This window comes from Rhizobium sp. P2_G2, from assembly GCF_056403555.1.
The window spans coordinates 57,226-81,377 of sequence record NZ_JBFUFF010000019.1; the positions used below are offsets into that span (position 1 = coordinate 57,226).

25 protein-coding genes are annotated in these 24,152 nt (G+C 59.7%); 5 read left to right on the top strand and 20 right to left on the bottom strand.

Annotation, left to right across the window (positions count from 1 at the left end; genetic code table 11):
• Positions 1-64: 64 nt before the first annotated feature.
• The 3 genes from AC1D06_RS16230 to AC1D06_RS16240 all read right to left on the bottom strand — a co-directional run bounded on the left by AC1D06_RS16230 (position 65) and on the right by AC1D06_RS16240 (position 3,700).
• Entirely contained in the window at positions 65-1,819 is a 1,755-nt protein-coding gene (locus AC1D06_RS16230; RefSeq protein ID WP_477987010.1) for a beta strand repeat-containing protein, read from the bottom strand.
• Positions 1,820-2,073: 254 nt separating this feature from the next.
• On the bottom strand, positions 2,074-2,412 hold the full coding sequence (locus AC1D06_RS16235; RefSeq protein WP_477987011.1) for a DUF1491 family protein: 339 nt from the start codon (positions 2,410-2,412) through the stop codon (positions 2,074-2,076).
• Between the two features lie 31 nt (positions 2,413-2,443).
• Positions 2,444-3,700, bottom strand: a complete 1,257-nt coding sequence (locus tag AC1D06_RS16240; protein ID WP_477987012.1) for a hypothetical protein — start codon at positions 3,698-3,700, stop codon at positions 2,444-2,446.
• On the opposite strand from AC1D06_RS16240, the gene AC1D06_RS16245 reads away from it, so the two are divergent.
• Entirely contained in the window at positions 3,694-3,882 is a 189-nt protein-coding gene (locus AC1D06_RS16245; RefSeq protein WP_477987013.1) for a hypothetical protein, read from the top strand. The genes AC1D06_RS16240 and AC1D06_RS16245 overlap by 7 nt on opposite strands.
• Positions 3,883-3,909: 27 nt before the next feature.
• Positions 3,910-4,281 (top strand): hypothetical protein, encoded by a 372-nt coding sequence (locus AC1D06_RS16250; protein WP_477987014.1) that lies wholly within the window; start codon positions 3,910-3,912, stop codon positions 4,279-4,281.
• Between the two features lie 135 nt (positions 4,282-4,416).
• Here AC1D06_RS16250 and AC1D06_RS16255 read toward each other — a convergent pair whose 3' ends face one another.
• Both AC1D06_RS16255 and AC1D06_RS16260 read right to left on the bottom strand, forming a co-directional pair.
• Positions 4,417-5,355 carry a peptidoglycan-binding domain-containing protein gene (locus tag AC1D06_RS16255; protein WP_477987015.1) on the bottom strand — a complete coding sequence of 313 codons (939 nt, stop codon included), beginning with the start codon at positions 5,353-5,355 and terminating at the stop codon, positions 4,417-4,419.
• On the bottom strand, positions 5,324-6,814 hold the full coding sequence (locus AC1D06_RS16260; protein ID WP_477987016.1) for a sensor histidine kinase: 1,491 nt from the start codon (positions 6,812-6,814) through the stop codon (positions 5,324-5,326). Before AC1D06_RS16260 ends, AC1D06_RS16255 begins: the two co-directional genes overlap by 32 nt.
• A gap of 494 nt (positions 6,815-7,308) precedes the next feature.
• Here AC1D06_RS16260 and AC1D06_RS16265 point away from each other — a divergent pair, with 494 nt between their 5' ends.
• A complete protein-coding gene (locus tag AC1D06_RS16265) occupies positions 7,309-7,698 on the top strand; it encodes a DUF5330 domain-containing protein (RefSeq protein ID WP_477987017.1) in 390 nt (129 codons plus the stop codon).
• 159 nt (positions 7,699-7,857) lie between these two features.
• Positions 7,858-8,277, top strand: a complete 420-nt coding sequence (locus AC1D06_RS16270) for a SufE family protein (protein WP_477874267.1) — start codon at positions 7,858-7,860, stop codon at positions 8,275-8,277.
• 220 nt (positions 8,278-8,497) lie between these two features.
• Here the strand turns inward: AC1D06_RS16270 and AC1D06_RS16275 are convergent, their stop codons facing one another.
• From AC1D06_RS16275 to AC1D06_RS16330, 12 genes are all read right to left on the bottom strand, one after another.
• A complete protein-coding gene (locus tag AC1D06_RS16275) occupies positions 8,498-8,959 on the bottom strand; it encodes a Ros/MucR family transcriptional regulator (RefSeq protein WP_477874265.1) in 462 nt (153 codons plus the stop codon).
• Between the two features lie 548 nt (positions 8,960-9,507).
• Positions 9,508-9,822, bottom strand: a complete 315-nt coding sequence (gene mnhG, locus AC1D06_RS16280; protein WP_477987018.1) for a monovalent cation/H(+) antiporter subunit G — start codon at positions 9,820-9,822, stop codon at positions 9,508-9,510.
• Positions 9,809-10,120 (bottom strand): cation:proton antiporter, encoded by a 312-nt coding sequence (locus AC1D06_RS16285; protein ID WP_477987019.1) that lies wholly within the window; start codon positions 10,118-10,120, stop codon positions 9,809-9,811. The genes mnhG and AC1D06_RS16285 overlap by 14 nt, the downstream gene beginning before the upstream one ends.
• Positions 10,117-10,548, bottom strand: coding sequence for a Na+/H+ antiporter subunit E (locus AC1D06_RS16290; RefSeq protein WP_477987035.1), 432 nt, complete (start codon positions 10,546-10,548; stop codon positions 10,117-10,119). Before AC1D06_RS16290 ends, AC1D06_RS16285 begins: the two co-directional genes overlap by 4 nt.
• Positions 10,449-11,972: a Na+/H+ antiporter subunit D gene (locus AC1D06_RS16295; RefSeq protein WP_477987021.1), complete on the bottom strand. Its 1,524-nt coding sequence runs from the start codon at positions 11,970-11,972 to the stop codon at positions 10,449-10,451. Before AC1D06_RS16295 ends, AC1D06_RS16290 begins: the two co-directional genes overlap by 100 nt.
• Positions 11,973-12,054: 82 nt before the next feature.
• Positions 12,055-12,429: a Na+/H+ antiporter subunit C gene (locus AC1D06_RS16300; protein ID WP_477874255.1), complete on the bottom strand. Its 375-nt coding sequence runs from the start codon at positions 12,427-12,429 to the stop codon at positions 12,055-12,057.
• Positions 12,429-12,836 carry a Na+/H+ antiporter subunit B gene (locus AC1D06_RS16305; RefSeq protein ID WP_477874253.1) on the bottom strand — a complete coding sequence of 136 codons (408 nt, stop codon included), beginning with the start codon at positions 12,834-12,836 and terminating at the stop codon, positions 12,429-12,431. The genes AC1D06_RS16300 and AC1D06_RS16305 overlap by 1 nt, the downstream gene beginning before the upstream one ends.
• A complete protein-coding gene (locus AC1D06_RS16310; RefSeq protein ID WP_477874251.1) occupies positions 12,833-15,199 on the bottom strand; it encodes a putative monovalent cation/H+ antiporter subunit A in 2,367 nt (788 codons plus the stop codon). Before AC1D06_RS16310 ends, AC1D06_RS16305 begins: the two co-directional genes overlap by 4 nt.
• 171 nt (positions 15,200-15,370) lie before the next feature.
• Entirely contained in the window at positions 15,371-16,033 is a 663-nt protein-coding gene (trhA, locus tag AC1D06_RS16315) for a PAQR family membrane homeostasis protein TrhA (RefSeq protein ID WP_477987022.1), read from the bottom strand.
• Positions 16,034-16,182: 149 nt separating this feature from the next.
• Positions 16,183-16,593 carry a universal stress protein gene (locus AC1D06_RS16320; protein ID WP_477874247.1) on the bottom strand — a complete coding sequence of 137 codons (411 nt, stop codon included), beginning with the start codon at positions 16,591-16,593 and terminating at the stop codon, positions 16,183-16,185.
• A gap of 114 nt (positions 16,594-16,707) precedes the next feature.
• Positions 16,708-17,589: a hypothetical protein gene (locus AC1D06_RS16325; RefSeq protein ID WP_477987023.1), complete on the bottom strand. Its 882-nt coding sequence runs from the start codon at positions 17,587-17,589 to the stop codon at positions 16,708-16,710.
• A gap of 175 nt (positions 17,590-17,764) precedes the next feature.
• A complete protein-coding gene (locus tag AC1D06_RS16330; protein WP_477987024.1) occupies positions 17,765-19,240 on the bottom strand; it encodes a DUF6716 putative glycosyltransferase in 1,476 nt (491 codons plus the stop codon).
• A gap of 533 nt (positions 19,241-19,773) precedes the next feature.
• Between AC1D06_RS16330 and AC1D06_RS16335 the strand changes: the two genes are divergently transcribed.
• Positions 19,774-20,493 carry a sulfotransferase family protein gene (locus AC1D06_RS16335; protein ID WP_477874241.1) on the top strand — a complete coding sequence of 240 codons (720 nt, stop codon included), beginning with the start codon at positions 19,774-19,776 and terminating at the stop codon, positions 20,491-20,493.
• Positions 20,494-20,548: 55 nt separating this feature from the next.
• Here AC1D06_RS16335 and AC1D06_RS16340 read toward each other — a convergent pair whose 3' ends face one another.
• The 3 genes from AC1D06_RS16340 to AC1D06_RS16350 form a co-directional block, all read right to left on the bottom strand.
• On the bottom strand, positions 20,549-21,778 hold the full coding sequence (locus tag AC1D06_RS16340; RefSeq protein ID WP_477987026.1) for a DUF6716 putative glycosyltransferase: 1,230 nt from the start codon (positions 21,776-21,778) through the stop codon (positions 20,549-20,551).
• Positions 21,779-21,892: 114 nt separating this feature from the next.
• A complete protein-coding gene (locus AC1D06_RS16345; RefSeq protein ID WP_477987027.1) occupies positions 21,893-23,065 on the bottom strand; it encodes a cytidylyltransferase domain-containing protein in 1,173 nt (390 codons plus the stop codon).
• Positions 23,065-24,003, bottom strand: coding sequence for an N-acetylneuraminate synthase family protein (locus tag AC1D06_RS16350; protein ID WP_477874235.1), 939 nt, complete (start codon positions 24,001-24,003; stop codon positions 23,065-23,067). The genes AC1D06_RS16345 and AC1D06_RS16350 overlap by 1 nt, the downstream gene beginning before the upstream one ends.
• Between the last annotated feature and the right edge of the window lie 149 nt (positions 24,004-24,152).

Below are 24,152 nucleotides of genomic sequence, written 5' to 3' on the forward strand. Positions count from 1 at the left end.
TGACTGAAGTGCCTACCGAACGACCGGCCCTCGCGAATGTGGGCCGGTCGTTTGCTTTCAGCCCTCAGAAGACGAAGTCGTCGGCCGACAGATGCGAGACGCGCATGTGATCGACCGTGATCGTGTCGCTGCCGCTGAGCGTGATCGTAACATCGTCGCCGGCCTGATGGATCTTGCCCTTGAGATCCGAGAAATCACCGATGCCCTGGTAGCCGCTGAGGTCGATCCGGTCGGCGTGGTCGGTGAAATCGGTGATGATGTCCTGCCGGCAGCCCGTCTCGAAGACGAAGACATCGTTGCCGCCGGCGCCGGTCAGATGATTGTTGCCGGCATTGCCCTCGATATGGTTGGCAATATTGTTGCCGGTGGCGTCCATCGTGCCCTTGCCAAGCAGGAGCAGGTTTTCAAGATTGGCGCCGAGCGTGTAGCTATATCTGGATTCGACCGTGTCGGTGCCGCTATGCTTCGTCTCATGGATATCGAGATCGATGCCGGTAATATAGGTGTCGTTGCCGCTGCCACCGGAGACCTTGCCGCTGACGGCACCTGTCAGTGAACTGAACACGTCGTTGCCAGCACCAAGGTTGACATCGCCGTTGAGCGAGCCGGTATTGACGATGTGCTCGCTGCCCTTGCCGCCTTGCATGACGATGCCGGAGAGTGACGAATTCACCGCGCCGAAATTCCGGATATGCGTTACGCCTGATGCGGTGACGTCGATCGTCGCCGAGTGCGCGCCGCCGCCGGAAATCTCGTTCTTGATCGTCACATGCGCGTCGTTGCCGGAGATGGCGATGGCGGTATCGCCGGTGATCGATGCCGTCGTGACAAGGGAACTATGTTTGCCGGCGATCTCGACGCCAATATCGTTGCCGTTGAGATTGCCGTAGTTCGCGATCGTGGCGCGATCACCGGTCGAAAGCACACCGACGGTGCCGCCGTTCAGATTGCTCGAATTGGTGATCGTCGCATGACTGCCGGTCGAGTGGATGCCCACGGCGTTCCAGCTGCCGATGGAAGACGTGTTGGCAATCACGGCATCGGAGCCGGAGGAGAAGATGCCATCGCGCTTGGTGCTGATCGAGTTGTTGTTGGTGATATGGGCGCCGGCGCCCGAAGACGAGATGCCGCGACCGGCATTGGAGGAAATCGAGCCGTTGCCCTCATTGGTAATGTTGGCGTTGGCGCCTGAGGAGACGATGGCATTGTCGATGCCGCTGATGCCGCTCGTATTGTAGATCGTGTCGCCCGCGCCGCGAGCCACGATCGCTGACCCGGCGGTCGCAGTGATTGTTGCGGTACCGTCATTGGTGATCGACGTGTTGTCGCCGGTCGAGGCGATGGCATCATCCCCTGCAGTCAGCGTACCGTCGCCGGCATTGTGAATTTTGTCGCCGATGCCGCTGCTGACGATCGCGGAAGCCTCGGTCGCAGTAAATTTGCCGTCGTTCTCGAATATATTGTCACCGATAGCGAGAGTGACGCCGATCAAGTCAGACGTGAATGCTCCGACGACAGTGACCGTCACGCCGCCGCTGGTCGCCACCAGTCCTTYGCCACTGCTGGTCAGGGAACCGTTTTGCTCGATCTTTACATAGGTATCACTGTCCGCAAGCGTGCCGTCACCAATAAGGATAGCGACATCGCTGGCGGCCTTGACCACGCCGTTGATGTGGATCTCCCGCCCCGTCAGCGCTTGCGATGCATTGATGGCAAGCCCGGGTGTCTCGATCTTTGCGTTGATGACATAGGAAACGTCCGCCTGGTCGGCGACAAGCGTCGTCGTCCGGTTCTTATTGATCGGCACGGTCTTCTTCATGACAGCGGTACACCGCCTCCCAATACGCAAAACTACAGGCCGGGAAGCTTTCACATGCAGAAGCGAGAAGCAATGGCCGAGATTATCTTAGTGGATATTAAGCTTTACATGCTCCAAATTGAAACAACCTAAACGCTGCAAGCTCAATATACACTCCCATTTCAAGCTGGATTGCCAAGCGACGGCGAACAGCAGCAATGCATTTTTACTATTGCTTAACCATGCCGTGGCAGAAGCCGCACCGGCGGCCGAAATCAGGCAACGAGGCTGATCAGGTCACCGATCTCGTCGGCTTCCAGCTCGACCACCCAGAGGTCGGAATCGAATCTCGCCTCTCGGGTGAGGAGCGCCTCGACCTTGCCGGCGTCCACATGATCGAGACGGAGTTCGAAGCGCCGCTCGCCACTGTCGGTCTCGTCGAAGACGGTTTGCGGCGCGGGCGCATAGAGTCGCTCCAGCCCGTCGCGAGAACGCAGGCGGATGAATATGGCGCCCGCCTCGGTCGCGCCCTTGCGCTCGACAGCGGCAAAGCCGCCGGACGAGAACACCCGGCGGATCAAGGCGGAAACGAAAAACTCGGACGTGACACGCATGGCCTCGCCTTATGCGAAGCCACGGCCCCTGTCAAAGATGGAAATCGCCGGCGGCGACATCGCCGATATGCACGCCCTGCAGCAGCAGATGATCCGCTCCAAAGGTGATCATCAACCCGGCTTTGCCGTCATGCATATGGTCCTGCTTGAGGGTGGCGAAATCGGCGACACCGAAATCCGTGAGGTCGATGGCGTCGACCCCGCTGGAAAAATCGGTGACACGGTCATGACCGCCGTGCTGGGTGAAGATGAACAGATCACTGTCGGCGCCGCCGGTCAGCACGTCATTGCCACGCCCGCCGTCGAGATCGTCGCCGCCAGCCATGCCATTCAGATGATTGTTGCCACTGTTGCCCTCGAGCACATTGTAGCCGTCACTGCCTTTGCCGTTCAGATCGGCGCTACCGATCAGCTGCAGCTTCTCGACAAAGGCACCTAGCGTGTAGGAAGTGGCTGACCGGACCTGGTCTTGCGTGCCGCCATTCTTTGCCTCGATGACGTGAACGTCGGAGGAGTCGACCAGGTAAGTGTCGTTGCCTTTGCCGCCGAATATGGTCAGACCGTTGCCATCAGCGGGATATGCGCTTTGCTCGCGCAGATCGATGCGGTCATCGCCACCGCCGAGATCGATCATGCCGGCAATAGCGCCCCCTCGCCCATCGAGAATGTCGTTGCCGCGGCCCAAGCTCACGTCGCCATATAGCAGACCGTGATTGGTAACATGTTCGCTTGCGCCGCCGCTGTAGATCGAGAAATTGCCGCCGGTGATCGTGCCGTCATTGACGATGGCTGTCTTCTGGGACCCATGGGTTTCCAGGAAGATGCCGCTGATCCCGCCCGACATCTGCGCACCCTTGGAATTGACCAACTGGCCGTGGCCAGCTTCATGGACTTCGATGGCGTAGTCACCGCTCGACACAGTCGCGTTGTTGTCGAAATGGAAGTCTTTGCCGGAAAAATAGACCCCTTGGGAGCCGCCGTGGACAATGCCATCATTGGTGATCTGCTGGCCGGCACCATCCGAAGACAAGCCGCCAAAGGCGCCGTCGAGAAAACCGCCGGCGGCAATGGTCAGCGTCGTGTTGCTGCCCTCTAGTCCAACCGCCACATTGGACGGATTCGTGATCTGCCCCGCGAGCACGATCGTATTGCCGGTCGAAAGGACGCTTTCGACAAAAGCGAAATCGACATTGTTGGAGACTTTCACGCCGGGTTYGAGCACCCATTTTTGATTGCTGGAGTCGATCTCGTAGCCGTTGAATTGATCCGTTGTGATTTTGTGTGCCATCGTCGCCTCCTTCTGGGCAGACCGGTGCTGTTGATTTCGATATTCAGGAACGTGAGTTCATCAAGCGCGACACGCCTGAGCGTCAGGACATCGCCGCGGATGAAGTATTCCACGTGTTCAATCGACTGCTTGCACCTGCCTGGCAGCAGCTCATGACTTTCATTATCTCCGGCCGCGGTTGACGTGCGGCTCATTTGCTTGATCTAACGATGGGTTCCCAATTTTTATTCGGAAGAAAATTCAGAAACCCAAATTTATTTCGAATTTTGTCGCGAAACTCGTTCGTTTCAATTGCAGCAATTTGCCCTTTATCCGAAATTAACGTTGTGTTCGGCCGTCATCCCGGATTATTTCCGGATGAAGTCACGGAAGCCAAAAATTCTATTTTTGTGAAATTCTTTGCTGGCATTTCATTTTTTGAGTTTCCTTCGTTACCCAACATTTCGCAAGCCAGCGTGTGCCGGACCGTCAAGACCGATTTGAGTGCGTTCACGGACAGCAATCCGGTGAAGCTTGCCTTCGCGCTGGAGGGCACAAGAGGGCTGATTCTTCTCGGAGGTATGGCGACGCCCGACCGATAGAGGGGCGCACAAATCGCCGACAGGAGATGATTGATGATCCGTCTGTCGCCGCGGACTTTGCTGCGAGGTCTCGGATGGCGTCAGCTTTATCGGAGGTCTGGGAACCGAAATGAGATTCCCGCTGGGCGACCGAAGTCAGAGCGCCCCGATCGACTTCAGCTTCTTGACGATACGCTCGGACGGTTCGCCCGTGACGGGCATGTTGTAGCTCTTCTCGAAGGCGCGGATCGCCGAACGCGTCGCTTCGCCGACCACGCCGTCGGCCTTGATGTCGGCATAGGCGAATTTGGTCAGTGCCCGCTGGATCTGCATGATCGCGGCCGGCGAGATGCTCTCGGCGTCCGCCTTGCTGACCGATGCCTTGATTGTCTTGGCTGCCGGCTTGGCGTCGGGTTCGGCGGAGCGGATCAGGTCGGCGACGTCGTCGCCGTCGGCCTTGGCGGGGGTCGCCTTGGTGCTGGACGTTACTTCATCCGTGGACGGGCGTTCGTCCGGGATGACGGCGACATCGTTGTTCTTGCTGCCGGCCTTGATCTTCGCGAGAAGCGCCGGCGTCGCCTCGCCCGTCTGGTCGAGCCCTTCCGTCTCCTGGAAGAACAGAATCGCCGCCGTGGTCTTCGGACCTGTCATGCCATCGGCGGGACCGTCATAGAGACCTTTCTGCGCGAGCGCCTGCTGGATCTGCCTGACCAGCGGCGATGCCATGGGCTTTGCCTCTTTCTCGGCCTGGGCCTTGGCGTCGATGTCCTTCTGTCGCTCGATGCGGAAGACGGTGACACCCGGTTCAGGGGCGACATCGCTCGTCTTGCTCGCCGATTTGCTCTTCTGGCTCTCGAACATGCGCGTGGCAAGCATCGGGTTGGGATGATGATGCGGCTGGTACCAGAGCGCATTGGCGGCGACGAAGCAGAAGACGACGCCGAAAATGGCAGTGCCGCCGATCATCCGGGGATAGCGGGCGATACCAGCGGCCGTCGAATGCAAAGCGCGCATCGCCACCGATGGGCCTTTGCGGGCCGGCGCCTTGGCGGCGGGTTTCCGGTCAGGCGATTTTCGCTTGGGCTGAGCTGCCATGGCGCTTCTCTCCTGTCAGGGTGTCGTTGGTCTTTTCTTTGAGCCGCGGTGGAAACTCGAAGGTCTCTGCACCGGCGTCGCCCTCGCCGTTCATCGGGACGGTGACGGTGATGATGGTGCCGGCGCCTTCCTGGCTAGCGATGTCAAATGTGCCGCCATGCAGTGCCACCAGGCCCTTGACGAGAGCAAGCCCGAGGCCGGTGCCCTCGTATTGGCGCGCATAATCGCTCTGCACCTGCATGAATGGCCGGCCGATCAGCGCCAGCTTTTCCGTAGGAATGCCGATCCCGGTGTCGCTGACGCAGAGCATCAGATTGCGGCCGTCCGAATTGGCGTCGATCGCGACCACGCCGCCTTCGGCCGTGAATTTGATGGCATTGTTGGCCAGATTGATCAGGATTTGCTGGACGGCGCGACGGTCGGCCACGACATCATCGACGCCGCGGGCGACACGGGTCGTCAGCACCACGCCCTTGGCGCGGGCCTGCAGCGCCAGCATATCGTCGACGGCGCGGATCGCCTCGGCGATATGGAATGGCTCCTTGATCAGTTCATAGCGACCGGCTTCGATCTTCGACATGTCGAGCATGCTGTTGACCACGTCGAGCAGATGATGGCCCGACTGGTTGATCAACGTGACATATTCCTTCTGCCGCTCGTTCTCGAACTTGCCGAAATATTCGCCGATCAGGATGTCGGAGAAGCCGAGGATGGCGTTAAGCGGCGTGCGCAATTCATGGCTGACGGCGGCGAGGAAACGCGTCTTCGCATCATTGGCCGAGCGTGCCTCGACCTGCCAGACCTGCGCATCGTTCTTGAGCGCCGCCTCGCCCGAAATGTCGGTCGTATGGGCAACGAAGCCGGCAAAGGCGCCATCGCAGGGCTCGGCAACCAATTCGGCGCGAACAGGGCGATAGGCTCCCTCGCCCACGCCGAAGGCAAACAGGAATTCGGCCGTGGCCCGCCGGGCGCCCTGGCGCAATTCATCGACGGCGCTCAGATAGGCGATGCGGCCGCCGACATGGATCGCATCGAGATAGGCAGACGAATCGAACTGTTCGACGGAAAAGCCGAACGCCTTGCGATCCGCGCCGTGCGCGGAGAGCAGAAGGCCCGCCGCGTCATGGCGGGTGACGAGGCCGGCCACGAGATTGAGCGTTTCGAGGCCCGTGGCAGCGCGACAAGCCGGCGCTGAGCGCCTGCGGCTGTGGCGCGTCAGGCCGAATTCGCGCGCGGCAAGGCAGAGCGTCAGCATGGTGGCAAACACGGCGGCAACGGCCGGCAAAGCCAGCGGAAAGGCGACGCCGGAGAACATCATCGMTGCCAGCGACAGAGAGGCTGCAGCGGCGGAGAGCGCGACATGAAGCGGCATCAGCCTGGTCTGGCCGCGGCCCGGCAGACGACGCGCACCGCTTTGACCGCGGTCATCCGTCCATTTGGCAAGCGCCTTTGCGGCCATGTCATTCCATCGTGTCAATGCGCTCGGCCTTCATTCCGAAACCTGATTTCAGCACATCGGAAAATCGCATTGCCGGCTTAAGGAAAGGCTAAAAAACACCGGTCGAAACCGTCGTTCCAGGGCCAAAAGTCCAGAAAAGAGACAGGTTTTCCGAACTCTTGAGATCGTGGTTAACGGGGTGTAATTGCTTAATAATTCGCAACTTTTGGGGTGAGTTTAACGATTGTGGCGACCCCTTGCGGGTCAACACCATGGACTCCTCGACCGGCGCCGCCATCTTCCTTAACAAGATCGTCTCGGATTTGAATCAAAACCACGCAAAATTGAATTCAAATGCGGTTATCTCAAATTTTCCGCGAATTCGAGTCGAATTGCCGTGATTGGCGGAAGGCGCTGTTTGCCGGCCGGTCATAGTGTGGCCACAAGCAAGCCGGCATCTGCCCGGCAAACAGACCGGGCTGAACGATCCGGCAAGACGGTCAAGGACGATCAACATGTTTGGGCTTCTCATCCGCGGCGCATTCTGGTTTTCGCTGGTTCTGGTTTTGCTGCCGATCTTTGACCAGGGCGCATCCGACCGGCTGCAGAAGGAAAAGGGCGTCGAGCTGACCGACGCGCTCGGCGCTGCGGCCGGCGCCATTTCCTATATGGGCTCGATGTGCAGCGAAAAGCCCGATGTCTGCGTCAAGGGTGCGGAAACCATTTCCACGCTTGGCAACCGCGCCAAGGAGGGCGCCCGTGTTGCCTACAGCTATCTCGACACGCAATTTTCCGACGACGGCAAAACCGCCGCCGCCGACAAAGTTCTGACCGGTTCGGTGCAAACCAAGGACGATCTGCCGCGTCATATCCCCATTCCGGTTCCGCGCCCCAAGGACATCTGAGGCCGGATCCTGGACGACCGCCTCCCCTGCCTGGAGGTTCCCTGCCCAACTCGTCACCTTCGACACGCCGCAAAGCAGAGCTTTGCGGCGCTTTTTTTCTTGCCGCTTTCAAAAAACGGTCCAAACGCCTATATGGGCAATAAAGAAAAGGACCAAAGCATGGCATCGCTCGATCAGATTCTTGAGGATTTTTCCTATTTGGAAGAATGGGAGGATCGTTATCGCTATGTGATCGAGCTCGGCAAGGCGCTGCCCGACCTGCCCGACGCCGACAAAACGGCTGAGAACAAGGTGCGCGGCTGCGCCAGCCAGGTCTGGCTCGTCAGTGAGCTGAGCGGCAGCCCGGACCCCGTGCTGACCTTTCGCGGCGACAGCGATGCCCATATCGTCAGAGGTCTGGTAGCGATCGTGCTCGCCATCTATTCCGGCAAGCATGCTTCGGAGATCGCAAATCTCGACGCGCTCGACACGTTCCGATCGATCGGCATGATCGAACATCTTTCCGCCCAGCGCGCGAATGGCCTGCGCTCGATGGTCAACCGCATTCAGAGCGAAGCGCGCGCGAAGGTAATGGCATAACCTGCCTCGACCACCTTCTTCCTCCGACGAGGGCGCTGTCAACGAGACAGCTTCTATATTCCGATTCATGTGACCGGATCGCATGGCCCCCGAAAGACGGCCGATGAAATGGTTCGGAATCTCGACCGATGCGAACGAATTCAATAAAGGAATTTTTCCTATATCATCACAAAAGAAAGGCAGCCCGCGAGCTGCCTTTGATCCTATCGCCCGTCTTGGGTCAGGCGGCGGCGTTGGTGGGAGCGGCCGTCGTCGTCCGCTTCTTGCGGCCCTGGCCGAGACCCATTTCCTTGGCGAGGCGCGAGCGCGCTTCGGCATAGGCGGGCGCAACCATTGGATAATCGGCCGGCAGTTCCCACTTTTCGCGATATTCTTCAGGCGTCATGCCGTAATGGGTCATCAAGTGGCGCTTCAGCGACTTGAACTTCATGCCGTCTTCGAGGCAGATGATATAGTCGTTGTGGACGGACTTCTTGACCGGTACGGGCGGCTTCGGCTTTTCGACAGCCGGCACAGGAGCTTCCTGCGACGACGTGTTGGACAGCGCGGAATGCACGTCTGAGATGAGGGAGGCGAGGTCGTTTGCCTGTACGACATGATTGCCGACGTAAGCTGCGACGATCTCTGCCGTCAATTCAACAAGCAATTCGCGGTTGCCTGTGGCGGTGGTGGCATCGTTCATTTGTTTCTCCTGAATGATCAACTTGCCCTGCTTCGCCGGTCGAGACCGTCGAAGCGATCAAACACAGAACCCAATGCAAAGAGACAGTACCGGCGGGCGAGTCGCTACCCCTAGCTTCGTACCCGTCTTGCTTGACCGCTCTCAAACCATTCCAAACAAATATACTTTCATCGGGTCGGCAATCCTTCTATTGCATGAGCAAAAGCCCAGTTCCCGACCTTGATTCTTGTATACACTCCGGAATTGAATCAACATTGAGGCTCTATGCGGCTGGATTAACATTTTTCGACTGAATGTCCAATATATTTTTTCACTGTTTGCCCAGCAATATCACACAGACCTGAGCTAATCCGCTGGAATGCCCACAGTTGCGAAGGAAATATTTTACAGGCCGATAGAATTTGTCCTAAGCCTTAACTGCATTACACACAGATGCATCAAAATACCCCTGGATTTTTAGGGGTAATTTCTTAGAGTCCTGGATATTGTACTGACAACCCTGACAAGTATGTCGGAAAGACACACCCCGGTACCACGCCAAACGGACGTCAGGCGCCATCCCCATCGGATCGCGCAGCAGGCGTGCGCGATGCTTTTGCCAACAGATGTGCTGAAACCGGTGCGGTCAGCACGAAAAAGGCAATGGCCGCAAATGCTTTGACCCAGGTCTGCCAATCGTCGAGATGAATCGCGGCGGCAATCAGAAGAAGGCCTGAGCCTGCCGTCCCCGCCTTGGATGCCGCATGCATGCGGGTCAAAAGGTCGGGCAGCCTCACCAGACCGAGGGCGGCAATCAGAGCGAAGGCCGACCCTGCCACCAGCAGTAGCGCCGAGAGAAGTGTCGCGACGTCAGTGCCGGTCATTTTTCCCCTCCTTTTTACCTGGATTATGCGTGACCTGGATGTAGCGCGCGAAAGCGGCGGTCGCGAGAAATCCGACGAGGCCGAGCGCCAGCGCAATGTCTATGTAAAGACCAAAGCCGGTCCTGACTGCAATAACGGCAATAAATCCGATGACGATTGCCACGAGCTGGTCGAGCGCCAGAACCCGGTCGGCGAGCGTCGGACCGAGAACCACGCGCAGTGTGGTGACCAGCATGGCGCAAATGAGAAGGACGATCGCAATATCGATGGCGGTGGCGAGGATGACGGCGCTGTTCATGCGAAAGCCTCCAGGATCAGCCGTTCAAAACCGTCAGCGATCTCACGCGCTGCAACGGCCGGATCGGGGCAGTCGATGACATGCACATAGAGCGTGCTGCGGTCATCGCTGACATCGATCGCTAGGGTGCCGGGTGTGAGCGTGATCAGGTTGGCAAGCAGGGTGATCTCGAAATCACGCCGGACAGTGAGCGGGAAAGCGATGACTGCCGGCCGGATTCTCATACGCGGCGACAGTACAAGCTGGCAGACCCGAATCACCGACAGAGTGAATTCGCTGAAGAAAGCGAGGATCAGGCGCAAAATGCGCCACGCGCGGATGACAGGGTTCATGGATGCCTCTCGGGAAACACCGAGCCGATATAGGCTGAAGGCCGGACCAACCCGGCGGCGGCGCGGTTCGCAACCCCGATCAAGGGCTCCGGCCAGAGGCCGGTCGTCAGAGAGAATACCGTGAGGATGGCAATGACGACAATCTGAATACGTGGCTGCGCTCCGGCTGCGGCGGAGCCCGGCCGCCAGAAGGCGAGCAGGAAGGTTCGCCCCGCAGCGAAGGTGATGAGGAAGCCGGATACCAGGATCGTGGCGGCAAGCAGGCTGTGACCCGAGGCCAATGCGGCGCGTACCAGCAACGCCTTCGGCCAGAAGCCGGAAAGCGGCGGCAGGCCGGCAATGCTGAGCAGCAGGAGCAGCGCGAGTGCCGAGAGCCGCGGCGCACTGGCGTAAATTCCGCCGAGGCCGGCAACATCGAGACTGCCACAGGCCCGGCCGATCATCCCGGCGAGAAAATAGAGCGCAGTCATGACCATCATCGAATGCAGCATGTAGAATATCGCGGCGGAAACAGGCACTTCCCCGCCCAGCGCCAATCCAGCCAGCATGACGCCAATGCCGGCGATCACCCAGTAGCCGAGCATGCGGCGGAGATCCGAGACGCCGATGGCGCCAAAACCGCCAGTCAACATGGTGAGGATGGCGACGATGCCGATCACAGGCCCAAGACGCTCCGCCTCGACCGGCATCAGCATCAGGAGTATGCGCAGCATGGCATAGATGCCGACCTTGGTCAGCAGACCGGCAAACAGCGCCGAAACGGTGGTGGCGGGGGTGTGATAGGCTGCGGGCAGCCAGAAATTCACCGGGAACGCGCCGGCTTTCATCGCGAAGGCAGCGAAATAGAGCATGGCCAGCGTGCCGAGCGGCAGGACGCTGCCTGATTTGGCGACTTTGATGGCGATATCGGCCATGTTGAGCGTGCCGAAGATCGCATAAAGATAGCCGGTGGCGATGAGAAAAAGCGTCGTGCCGACGAGATTGAGCAGGCCGTATTTTATCGCGCCATCGAGCTGCCCCGGTTCACCACCGAGCACCAAGAGCCCGAAGGACGAGATCAGCAGCACTTCGAACCAGACGTAGAGATTGAAGACATCGCCGGTCAGAAAGGCGCCCGTCACGCCCGCCATCAGGAACATCAGCATCGGATAGAAGCCGTAGCGGCGGCGGTTGGTGTCGATGTCGGCGAGGGAAAACAGGCCGGCCAGCAGTGCGACCATGGCAGCGGCGAGCGCCATCAACGCACCGAGCACGTCGACGGTGAAGGCAATACCGAAGGGTGGCAGCCAGCGGCCCATGACCATGGTCAGCGGGCCCTCGGTGGCGACACGGTGGAGGAGCATGGAATCGAGAAGGACGAGGAGCGACAAGGCGCCGAGGGCAAGTGGAGCATGCCATCTGAGACGCGTGCGGATCGTGGCGAGTATTGCGCCGGCGGCGATCATCAGCGCCACCGGCAGGATGGTCAGCCAGGCGGCGGATGGTGTTGAGGCGGTGTAGGCGGCGATGTCCGGGATCATCGGCGGCGGCCGATCTTGGGGGTATTACGGCTCATCCTGGCAGAGGGGGGTGTCGTGGACAAGATGATCGACGCCATTCTCCTCAATACTCCACCGGCGGCATCGCTTCTTCACGCGGCTCGGCGACGCGCATGTCGTTGCCATCGTCCGTGCCGAGCGTCTGCCAGGCGCGGTAAGCCAGCACCATGAGGAAGGCGAAGAAGGAGAAAGAGATGACGATCGCAGTCAGGATCAGCGCCTGCGGCAGCGGATTGGCGGCATCGGCAGCAAGCACCTTGCCGGAGACGATGACCGGCGGGATTTCGCGTGTGACCCGCCCTGCCGCGAAAAGCAGGAGATTCACCGCATTCCCGAGCAGCACGGTGCCGATCATGATCCGCACCACGTGCCGTGCCAGCATGAGGTAGATGGCGGCCGCGAAGAACAGGCCGGAGAGGACCGCGACGACCGCCGACATCAACCGTCCTCTCTTTCCTCGAGTGCCAGCAAGATGCTGGCGAAGGCGCCGAGCACGACGAGATAGACACCGAGATCGAAGGACATCACGGTGGAAAGGTCGAGCCCGGCGACATGGAACCACAGACCGGTCATGAACGGCACGCCGTAAAAAGCCGAAACAAGGCCGGAAAATGCCGATAGCGCGAGCCCGGTGCCCGCCAATGCCAGCGGGTGCAGCCGAAGAAGCCGGCGGGTGGGTTCGACGCCGAAGGCGAGCGCATAGAGCGCCAGGGCAGACGCTGCAAGCAGACCGCCGATGAAGCCGCCGCCCGGCGCATTGTGGCCGCGAAGCAGGACGAACAGCGAAAAGACCAGCATCAGCCCGGTCAGCAGCGGCGCCATGGTACGCAGAATCAGCGAGTTCATATTGCCTCCCGTTCCCGCTCTTCGGCATCCGGATCATTGAACGCGTGGCTCGGCTTGGGCGGACGCAGGCGCACCAGCGCGAGGATGGCGATGCCGGTGATCATCACAACCGCGATCTCACCCAGCGTATCAGTGCCGCGGAAATCGACGATGATGACGTTGACAACATTGGCGCCATGCGCCAGCACCTTCGATGTACGGCCAAAGAAATCCGAGAGCTTGGTATTGAACGGCACTTCCAGCGCCCTCAGTAGGAAGAGCGTGAAGCCAAGGCCACAGGCAATGGCAATCCCGGCATCCTTGACGGCCTCGGGCAGCGCGCGCCGGTCCTCGATATCGAGTCTGAGCCGCGTCATGATCAGCGCCAGAATGACGACAGACAGCGTCTCGACGATGAACTGGGTGAAGGAAAGATCAGGCGCGCCAAACAGCAGGTAAAGTACCGCGACCGCAAATCCCTGAATGCCGAGCGCGACGATGGCCGTCAGCCGGCTTCTGGCAAGGAGTACCGTGATCAGGCCAATCACCGCAATCAGCAAGAAGCCGGTTTCGCGATATTTCATGCCCACCGGCCAGGCAGGCCAATGGGGCAATTCGCCGTGCAACAGCATTGGCCAGAACAGGCTGAGCGCGACCACGGCAAAGATCGTCGTGAGATAGATCTCCAGGCTTCCCGGCTGCAGCGCCTGGCGCAGACGATGGCTGAAGCGGACAAGGCCGGCAACGGCTTGATCAAAACCACGATCGGGTCCCCAGCCGATCACCTGCAGCAGCCAATCGATGAAAGCGCGCGCAGGCGCCAGACATGCAAGGATGGCGCCGCCGAGGAGCATGGTCGCCAGCGACAGGCCGAAGGCGAGGCTGAGATGTGGTATCGCCGATGCGTCGAGGATCACGGCATGTCCGACAATGGCGGAGGCCATTGGCGAGATGAGGCCCGCATGCCAGGGCGCGGCGATGAGCGCCGCGAACAGCCCGCCGAGCGCCAGCAGCATCGGGCCGGCCATCAGGAGCAGAGGTCCGTCATGGGCAGGCCTCGGGGTTTCGACACGGCTGCCGAGAAATGGGGGCAGAGCGACAGCAAAACCGATGGCAAACATCATCGCATTGCCGAGGATGGCGGCGGCAAGCAGAAACAGGTGCGCACCGCCACCCGTGAGCGCCGCATAGATCTCCTCCTTGGCGACGAAGCCGGCGAACAGCGGCATGCCGCCCATCGAGGCGGCCGCCAGCAATGCCGCGGCGAAGGTGAGCGGCATGGCGTGCCGCAAGCCACCGAGACGGGTGATGTCGCGCGTGCCGGCCTCATGGTCGATGACACCGGCAATCATGAACAGTGCCCCCTTGAAGAGCGCATGCGCGACTAGATAGAGCGCCGCAGCCTCGACCGCCTGCTCGCTGCCGATGCCGGTCAGCATGACCAGCAGGCCGAGCGAGGCGACCGTCGTCTGCGCCAGCATCAGCTTGAGATCTGTCTGCCGGAGCGCTAGCGAGCCACCCACCAGAAGCGTGACGCCGCCGAACAGCGGCAGGAGCACCTGCCAGAGCCCGGTTGCGCCAAAGACCGGGTAAAGCCGCATCAGAAGATAGACGCCGGCTTTCACCATGGTGGCGGAATGCAGATAGGCGGAGACGGGCGTTGGCGCTTCCATGGCGTTCGGCAGCCAGAAGTGGAAGGGAAATTGCGCCGACTTGGTGAAAGCGCCGGCGAGCACGAGGACAAGCGCCAAGGGCATCAGCGGCTGATCACTCAGGGCTGCGGGCTTCGCGAGCAGGCTGGAGAGATCAACAATACCGGCAAGCGTGCCGGTCAGCATCAGGCCGGCCAGCAGGCAAAGCCCTCCCCCACCGGTGACCAGCAGCGCCTGAAATGCCGCGCGCCGGGCGGCCTTTCGTTCATGGTCGAAGCCGATCAGCAGAAAGGAGGTGATCGAGGTCAGCTCCCAATAGATGAACAGCATCAGCAGATTGTCCGCCATCACCAGGCCGAGCATCGAAGCCGAGAACATCAGGATGAAGGAAAAGAACCGCCCCTGTTGCGGATGACCTTTGAGATAGAAGCCGGAATAGAGGACGATCAGCACGCCGATGCCGGCGATCAGCAGCGCGAAGGCTTCGGAAAGGCCATCGAGCCGCCAGGTGAAATCCGCCCCCAGGCTCGGCACCCAGGAAAAGCCGCCGCGTATCACGGTGCCCGCCGCGATTTCCGGAATTTGGGCCAGGCAGAGCACGAAAGGCGCGGCGAGCGAAAGCGCCAATAGCCATGCTGCCCGGTGGCCGAGGCGGGCCACGAGCACCGGCGCCAATGCCGCTCCAATCAAGGGCAGGAACAGACTGGCCGTGATCAGGCTATCCGCCGCCAAGTGCTTTCCTTCCGCTCGCTCCGCGCCGACATCTTTGCGCATGTCGCCCCAAGCCGAGGGCTACATTCGCGCGACGTGCTGTGGGTTTCGAGACATAAAGGCGAAAACGCCCCCGTTCCAGCCGGAATCGAGGTTCTGCAAGAAAATCGAATGCAAGGCGCCGGGCGCCAATCAGGTTTGGGCGCCGGTGAAACAGACCAGAACGGCCGCATAATGTACGCCGGCGGCGGCAAGAACGAAACCATGCCAGATAACCGCGTTGAAACGCAGCTTCTCCCAAACGTGGAAGATGACACCCAGCGTGTAGATGACGCCACCCGTCACGATGAGGATCATCGTCGCCAGCGACAGAACGCTGGAAAGCCGCGCTCCAAGCATCACGCCGCTCCAGCCCATGGCGAGATAGAGCACCAACGACAGCCTGTCGAAGCGCCCGGGAAAAGCGAATTTCAGAAAGATGCCGAAGATGGCGACGCACCATATGCCGATCAGATTGGCCAGGATCAACGGATCGGGCAAGCCCATTTCGAGGAACGGGGTATAGGTGGCCGCAATCAGCAGATAGATCGCCGAATGGTCGAACCGGCGCAGAATCCATTTCACCTTGCCAACCGGCCAGAGATTATAGGCGAAGGAGAAGCCGAGAGAAGCGACCAGCCCGATACCATAGACCCAGGCAGCCAGAAGCGAGCCTACCGTACCCCAGACGGTGACGTAGAAGATCAGCACGGTTACCGCGATCAGGGCAGCAACCACACCGATGCCGTTGACGATGCCATCGGCGATGACCTCATCACGGTTATAGCGCCAGGAAACACCGTACATCGCCGCCATGCCGTTTCGTACCAGTCAGGGCATCCAGAAAACCATGGTAACTCGGATCGATCAACCCGTCCATTGACGCAGGCACGCCACACTTCTGTGTGAATGGTAAACGATCTGCGGGCCGGCGCGCCAAAATGGGACAGTTGCGCCCACGCAAATCACCGATCCACCAGCACCGAGCATTTGGCGTGGCGGACGACGCGGTCGGCCGTGGCGCCGAGCAGGTAATTGGAGAAATTCGGCCTGTGCGAAGCGATCATGATCAGGTCGGCGCCGATCTCATCGGCAAGCAGCAGGATCTGATCGGCCGGCGCGCCGACCTTGACGGAAATTTCCGCATTGGCGCCGCAAGCTGCGTCGAGCGCCTTGAGGCGCGCTGTCGCTTCGGTGACATTCTGGTCGGTGAAGTCGGCCGGCACTTCGATGGTCAGATAGCCGGGAAGATTTTCGGTGACGTTGAGCAGCACGATGCGGCCACCCTCGCCTCTAAGCATCATTGCTTTCCTGAGAATTCTTTCGCCCTTTTCGATTTGCGCCATGTCCACGGGAACGATGATCTTGCTATACATATCAAGCCTCCAAAAATCCGCGCAGAGATTGTCTGTCTGCACGTATGTTCCAGAGTCCGCATCGGGCCGTCTTGATCAAAATCAAGAGCTTGTTGGAATGATAAAGACGCCGCTTCAGGCGATGAAATTGATGCCCATGCGGCCGATCGCCTCGATGTCGCGGCCATAGACAGCCTGGAGACGCGCAATCATATCGGCATCTTCGATCGCGAGCCGCGGATTGGGCTCGTCGAATTTCACGCGCCGCATCATCTTGCTGATCTTCGACAATTCCTGGCGGCTGAACTTGCCCTCCAGGGCCTGCATCACCTTCAATCCCTTGACCGTCATCGACGGCAGGACGACCCGGTTGGAATCGTCGATTTCGAGATCGAGACCGACACCTGGCGCAAGCCGTTCGAAGACCCTGCGGGCATCGCGCGAGAAAGCTTCATAGGTCCAGACGGTCAGATTTTCGCGGCCGACGGCCTCCGCAACGGCGCCGACCGCCTCGGTCCAGCCACGCTTCTCGACATCGAAGCTCCGCAGGTATTTCTGGTAGTCCGGCTCCCGGCCGTTGGTGGCGAGCTGCAAGTAGGCCGAGGGCAGGAAATCCTTATAGGAGCGGATGGCAAAGAAATAGTGTACCTCGTGCTTCCTGAGCACCGAGGTCATCAGCCGCATGCGATTGCCGATATTGCGATAGAGGCCGCCCTGCCGGTGGTTGAAGACGAGCATGCCGGCGAGGTTCTCGTCCGAGAGGATCGCCAGAGACGTGGCTTTTTCCCTGGCGAGGAATGCATCCATACGGTGTTCGAGCATGGGAGCAACGGCCACCGACAGAAACGGATAGGCATGGATGAGCGTGTTGAAATAGCGGCCAAAACCTTCCTGGAAGGTTTTTTGCGGCGGAAAKACAACGCCCGCCTTCTGCAGCACACCAAGATTGCGCCTGAGCTGGCTCTGCACGAATGTGGTCGCGGTCTTATGCGCTCCCAGATGAAGGTGAATTCTCATTCCGCAATCCGGTTTTTGGAAACTGTACCTGCCGGGCGCGGATCCGCACTCCCTCCCCGTCCTTTGGCACAAAGTCCTGCCGGCAACAACGAAATTTGACGCAGGCGCGCAACCACAGGCCTGTCCGTTCGATATTCGGACAGGTCTGCGGGCACCAAGCTTTACGTGAGAAGGCTCAGTTCTTAACCAGTTTGGACTTGCGGGCGATGATATGGAGATAGCGCATCAGCCGTTGATGGGGTGGCCTACGCCGGCCGGACAGCCGCTCCTCGATCAGTTGGAAGGAATAGTTCTTCGGCAGGAGTTCCAGCCCGCCGCGAATCACCGTCAGCGCCTTCTCCTGCTCGCCGGCCTCGATCAGCATCAAAGCCAGTGTACGAACGATCAAAGGCACGCGCGGCGCATCTGCATGCGCGAGTTCAAGTGCCTGGATGGCCTTGAGATGCGCCTGGTCGGTGGTCGCGGCGAGCGCATAGTCGACGAGGGCTCCAACCTGGCGGGTCTTCTCGGCGGTGGCCAGCCGTGCTGCGAGTACGTCCTTGTTGGTACGCTTGAGCACGGCATCGGTATGATCGAGTTCCGACAACAGCGCCCTGCGCTGGCTCAGCGGCTTGTCGCGCTGCTGTTCGACCGCATCGACCATGGCATCGAACGTATAGGCGGGTGAATAGCCGACCCAGTCGAGCCAGGCGGGCGAGACCTGCATTTCCAGGAGCCTGTCGAGACTATGGTCGGGACGCAGGTTGACCATGACCCCGCTCGGCACGAAGACATGCGTGCCATATTTGTTGGAGACACCGAAATTGCCGATGGTGAAGAAGGGAACACCGTGATTGAGGCCGTCGAACACGGCCGTCGACGAGACGGTACCAAGCAGCGAGGCTTCGGCGAGTTGCATGTCGAGCGGCCGATAGTCGACCGTCAGGTTGGGGATCGACAGTTTGTCGAAATAATCGGCGGGATGATAGATCGAGGCGTGGAAGGATTTTTCGCCTTTGGCGATGCGAGGCTTGATCGCGACATCCCATTCGGGATTGGCTTCCGCCAGTTTGGCCAGCAGCGAAAACATGTGCGAGCGGTCCTTGCGGATGCCCGGCACGATGATTTGCTCGCAGAACACCATCTTGCGACGCTCGGTCACCACCCGCTCGCCCGGCTTGCCGCGGTGGAGGCCGGTCAGGACCGCCTTGGGCGCCTCCTTCTCGCGGCCGAGCAGGAACTCATCGAAAAGGATTTTGTCGCGCCGTCCGTTGAGGCCGATAATGTCGCAGCCGAGCCGCCAGAACAGGCCCTCTTCGAACTTCTCGAAGACCAGCCCATTGAAGGCCGTGAAGACAACGGGACGCCGGACCGAAAACAGCTTGGAAATACTCTTCAGGTCATCACAGGCCGCCTTGACCATGCTGCCGCTGGTGAACAGACCGATGGCCGAAAAATCTTTTTCCAGCGCCAGATAGGCGAGCGCATTGCGTTCAGCCTCCACGACAGGCGCGCCGAGCGAATCCAGAACCAGTTGGGCATTGGCGGCCAAGGCCGACTTCCTGGGAACCATGAACGTGGTGTCCCAACCCCGAGCCCCAAACGCTCGCGCATATTCGATACCGGCAAAAACCTGACTGTCAGAATCGCAGAAAARCAGAAGCGACGTCACGATACCTCACATTCGACAGAATCAGCTCTGATATTAGGTCGATCGCCTCCTGACGAAGAGCAGCGATCAACACTGGGACGTTTGGCGCAGAACTTTCCAATATCGCAGTGCAAAAAAAATGCAAGATGCCCGTCTTATAGAATCGAGAAATGAATCGCCTTTGCGACATTATAACCGGCCGTTTTTTGGAATTGAAATTGATGATATAGACGTACTATACGATCGATTGACTTTAGTATTGCCATGCAACTGAAAGCATTGATTTTTCCAGGCTGTTCAGATTTTCACTGTACCGCAGATTGTTTTTGAACTACTTCATCTCGAGAAGAATAAACTGCGGCATTTTCGACGGCAGTGGGCGACGAACAACTTGTTCCACGACAGCGGCCAAGTCGCCCTCCACCAAGATTCCCGATTTGTCCGGTGCTTCAATGGTCAGTTCGACGGGCTGAAAAGCCGCGGGAAATTTCGGTTGCGAGCGATGGACCACCTCTGGGATTGCTGCTATATCACGCGGCCAAAAAACAAGGAGTATGCGCGTGGCAGATGGTTCGAATAAAGCAACCAATCCGAATAAAGTGAAGAAGAATATTATTGTTCTTAAAGAACACAATATTGCCTATGTAAGAATTCCCAAGGTTGCCAATTCTTCCATCAAGTTCGTACTCGCGCATCGTATGCTTGACGTTCCCGAAGATAAACCGATCAAGGGAACAACGAAGGACGCCTATTGGCGCAAGGCCGAGAAGGCCGACTTGATCGGTTATCAAGACTTCCGCAAGCTCTACAAGGATTTCTTCTGCTTTTCTTTCGTCCGCAATCCCTTCGACAGACTGATGGCCTGCTATAACAATAAGATCATCGAAAATCCGTCGCTGACGGGTGCGATGGAAGAGATGGGCCTGACACTGGGCATGCCGTTTGAGGAATTCGTCAACATCGTTGCGAAAACGCCTGACGGGAAGTCGGATGTGCATCTCCGCTCGCAGGCCGGCATGCTGGCGCGAAGGGATGATTCGGTCATCCCACAGTTTGTCGGCTATCTCGAGAAGATGGGCGAAGACTGGGCCAGGCTGAAGGACGTGATGACAGAGCGCGGTTTGAAGCCCTTCGGCGACCTGCCGTCGATCAACGTTCGCCGCACCGACAAGAAGGACGACGTCAAGACCTTCTACACCGACGAGCTGCGCGAGAAGGTGTTCAAGCGCTACGAACGCGATTTCCGGCTGTTCTATCCCGACGTCAAACTCTGAGGCCGCCCAAAGGCTGGCGCCGGCAATCCATCGCTGAAAGCTGCAACGCTTTGCGTCAGCGCACCAGCCAGCGACGGAGCGCCTTCGACACCGCTTGCAACCCCAAAAGCCGCTTGAGTGGCGGCTTCTGGTATTGCCGGCCGAGAACGCTGTCGGTGCCGTGTTTCTTCATCAGATAGTCCCGCAAGGCGGGCGAATGTTCCGGCGCCAGCAGTTCGTCGGCAATCGGCGGCCGAGGACGGCGCGCCGCCTCGATGGTCTCGATGACCAGTGCCGCCACCGTCGTCCGCGGATCGGCGGCATGCGAAGCAAGCCAGTCTGGATCGGCCCTGCCGGCAAAGGGAAGCGACAAGTCGGCAAACGAGACAGTCAGGCCTGAGCCGTAGAAATACTGCAGCCCGTAATCATCGTGGGCGCCGAAATCGGAGATGATCACCGTCGGCACGCCGGCATAGACAGCTTCGACGGCCACGGTCGAGCTGACCGTAATGCAGTGGCCCGCGCTCGCAAGCAGCCGGTCGGCGCGTTCAGAGGTGATTTCCAGATTGGCCGGCCAGCCGCCGGCCTTGCGGGCGGCCTTGTCGATCAGCGGCGCGATCGGGTGCCATGTCTGATGCAGCGTCGCCTGGCCATCGACGGTGCGCGGCTTGACGAGGATTTTTTGAGCCGGATAGCGGCGGGCGAGTGCTACCAATTGCTCGGCGAGGAACATCCGCTCGGCTTCATAGCGGGGAATGATGGCCTGCTCGAAAAAGACGGCCGGACCGGCCGCTCCATTGGGCGCGCGCTCGATGGTCTGCAGCACCGGCGCGACGCCGAAGACGCGGGCATTGGCGCCGTCATTGCCATAGCTCCTGCACATCAGCTGGTAGTCCCGGCAGTCATCCGGACTGTTGAGCCAGAGGAAATCACTTGAGGCGCGCATGGAAAAGCCGTCATAGCCGAAGCGCAGCACGAGACCCGGGTAGATCGACACGACGAGCGGGCGGCTCGTGCCCAAAGCCTTGACCCGATGCAGCAACCGGCGGGTCGAAAGCCCTTCGAGGCAGGAAAGCACAATGTCGTAGCGAGCGATCTCGCCTGAACTGCACAATTCCTCAATGCTGACCCAGCGCACCTTGCCGTCCAGACCGGCAGCATCGATCTGGCCGCTTTCTATCTGCGTCGCAACCCGCGCCCTGACCAGCGCCAAGTCCACCGTGGCGCCCGCCTGTTCGTAATAAGGCGAGATCAGCCGCGCCGAATTCAGGAAGGAATCGTAGGAAGCAAGGGCGAGGACGCGCATCTAACAGAAAGGATCCATTGATTTCATGACAGCCGAGTGGCGCGAAAGGAGCAGGAACTATGAAATATTTTCAAGCCCCTTCCTGCCAATTCAGGAGAAAAAACGGCCGCGCCGTCAGATCATGCGATTGTCCAGAAGATAGTCGCTCAATGCCCGCAGCGCGCCGTAGCCGCCGGGACGGTCGACGACGAGATGCGCAAGGTCGCGGATTTCCGCCCGGGCATCGGCAGGCGCTGCGGCGAGACCGGCTGCTTTCAGACAATCCATATCATTGATATCATTGCCGATATAGACGATATCGCGCCAATCGAGACCGTTTGCCTGGCGCCAGGAATCGAGTTTTTCCAGCTTGCCCTCGACGCTGCCGTAGATTTCCATCTTCAGCTTGGCGGCGCGCGCCTGGACGACGGGATTGGTTTCCTTCGTCAAGATCAGCAGCTTCAGGCCGGCCTTGCGCAGCCTCTCGATGCCCATGCCGTCGGCGCGACTGCAGGTAACTGCCTCGGTGCCGTCCTGGTGGACGACCACGCGGTCGTCGGTATGGACACCGTCGAAATCCGTGACCAATGCCTTGAACGGGCCTTTGGGGATYTCCCGTTTCGCCGGCGCTTCAAGCACCCTGGCAAAGGCTTCCGCAATCAGCCAATCTTCGTTGCTGTCGATTTCGATCGTCGGCGCGTCGATTGCCACGACTTTCGTCACGCCGCAGAAACGATTGCCTTTTTCGCGGAACGGGGCGACGCGCATGACATAGACAGCGCCGTTTTCGCGATAACGCTTGGCCATGTCCTGGCGGCGCTGGCGCGGCAGGCGGTGATCATGGGTGATGCCGGCTGCGGTGCCGTCCGGCTCGATCTTCCAGATGAAGCCATGATCCTCGACGGCGCTGAAGGCGCAATCCGTGCCCTCCTGCGTCACCGTCTCAACCACCTTGTCGATGTCGGCGCCGGTGGTGAAGGGCGAGGTGCATTGCAGGAAGACGAGGATATCCGGATCGCGGCCGTCGGCGGCAGCGATCACGTCGAGCGCATGGATCAGCGCCGATTCGGAACTTGCGGTCGAACCCGAAATGTCAGGGGGACGCTTGATGGCCTGCGCGCCGGCCTGGCGCGCGACCGAAAGGATGTCCTCGCCATCCGAAGAAACATAGACCGCGCCGACAGTTCTACTGTCGAGCGCGGCTTGGATGGTTCGGGCCACCAGAGGCGTTCCGTTCATCGGCCTGACGTTCTTGCCAGGCAGGCCGACGGAACCGCCGCGGGCGGGGATCACTGCGACGACATGCATCAGGACGCTTGCCGGATCTGACCGCCGTGCTTTTCCTCCGTCCACTTGAGCTTCTTGCGCTGCACGAGCTCGACGTCGAGCATCTCGGTGTCCTTGTAGGCGACGGCGAGACGGACGTTCTTGAGGTCGCGGCACAGGCGGCGCATGCCATCCGGCTCAAGGCTGGCGGCGTGGTCGGTGCCTTTCCAGGTACGGTCGAGGGTGAAGTGGCGCTCAACCCATTCGAAATCGCCCTTGCCGTAGATGTTGCGGCCGATAATGCCGGCGGTCATGGCTGCGACATCTGCGGCGATACCGAGATGATGGCCGGAGAAGCCGACCGACTTGACGCGATCGCCGTAATGCTCCTGCAGGCGGTTGATTTCGAGCACGCAGATGTCCTGGAACGCAACCGGATAGCCGGAGGTGCAGGCGTAAAGCACGAGGTCTTTGCCGCGGCCGCGCTCTTCATAGAACGACACCAGGCGATCGGTCTCATCATGGGTGGTCATGCCGGTCGAGACGTGGATTTCGCCGTCAAAATTCTTGCAGAGATAATCCTGCAGCACATAGTGCTGGTTGGTGGCCGACGGCAGCTTGATCAGATTGGGCTTGAGCGCGGTGATTTCCTGCGCGGACGTCAGGTCCCAGACGGAGGTCGAGTAGTCGATGCCGTTCATGCGGCATTCTTCCTGCAGTTCCTTGTGCTGGCCGACAGAGAATTCGAGGAATTCGCGATGCTCGCCATAGGTGTTGCCGTAGGCGTTGGCCGGCACAGGGTGCGGCTTATTGTACTCTTCCGGCGTCAGAAGCTCGCGATTGTTACGCTTCTGGAACTTGGCCACATGGGCGCCGCAGACCTTGGCAGCGACGCGGATCAATTCCTTGGCGGTGTCCATGCTGCCCATGTGATTGCAGCCGATCTCGGCTATCACTTTGATTTCCTTGGATTCAGTCATTGAATTCTCCTTTCGGGGCTTCGACGCACGAGGCCGAAGCAAGGCTTATGGAGAAGCGCATATACAATTCAGCCGTTCCTTACAATACGTTGCCGGGAATGCGACCGGTCGCTTTCTGTTAATGACGGCAACCGTAATGTGTTTGAAAC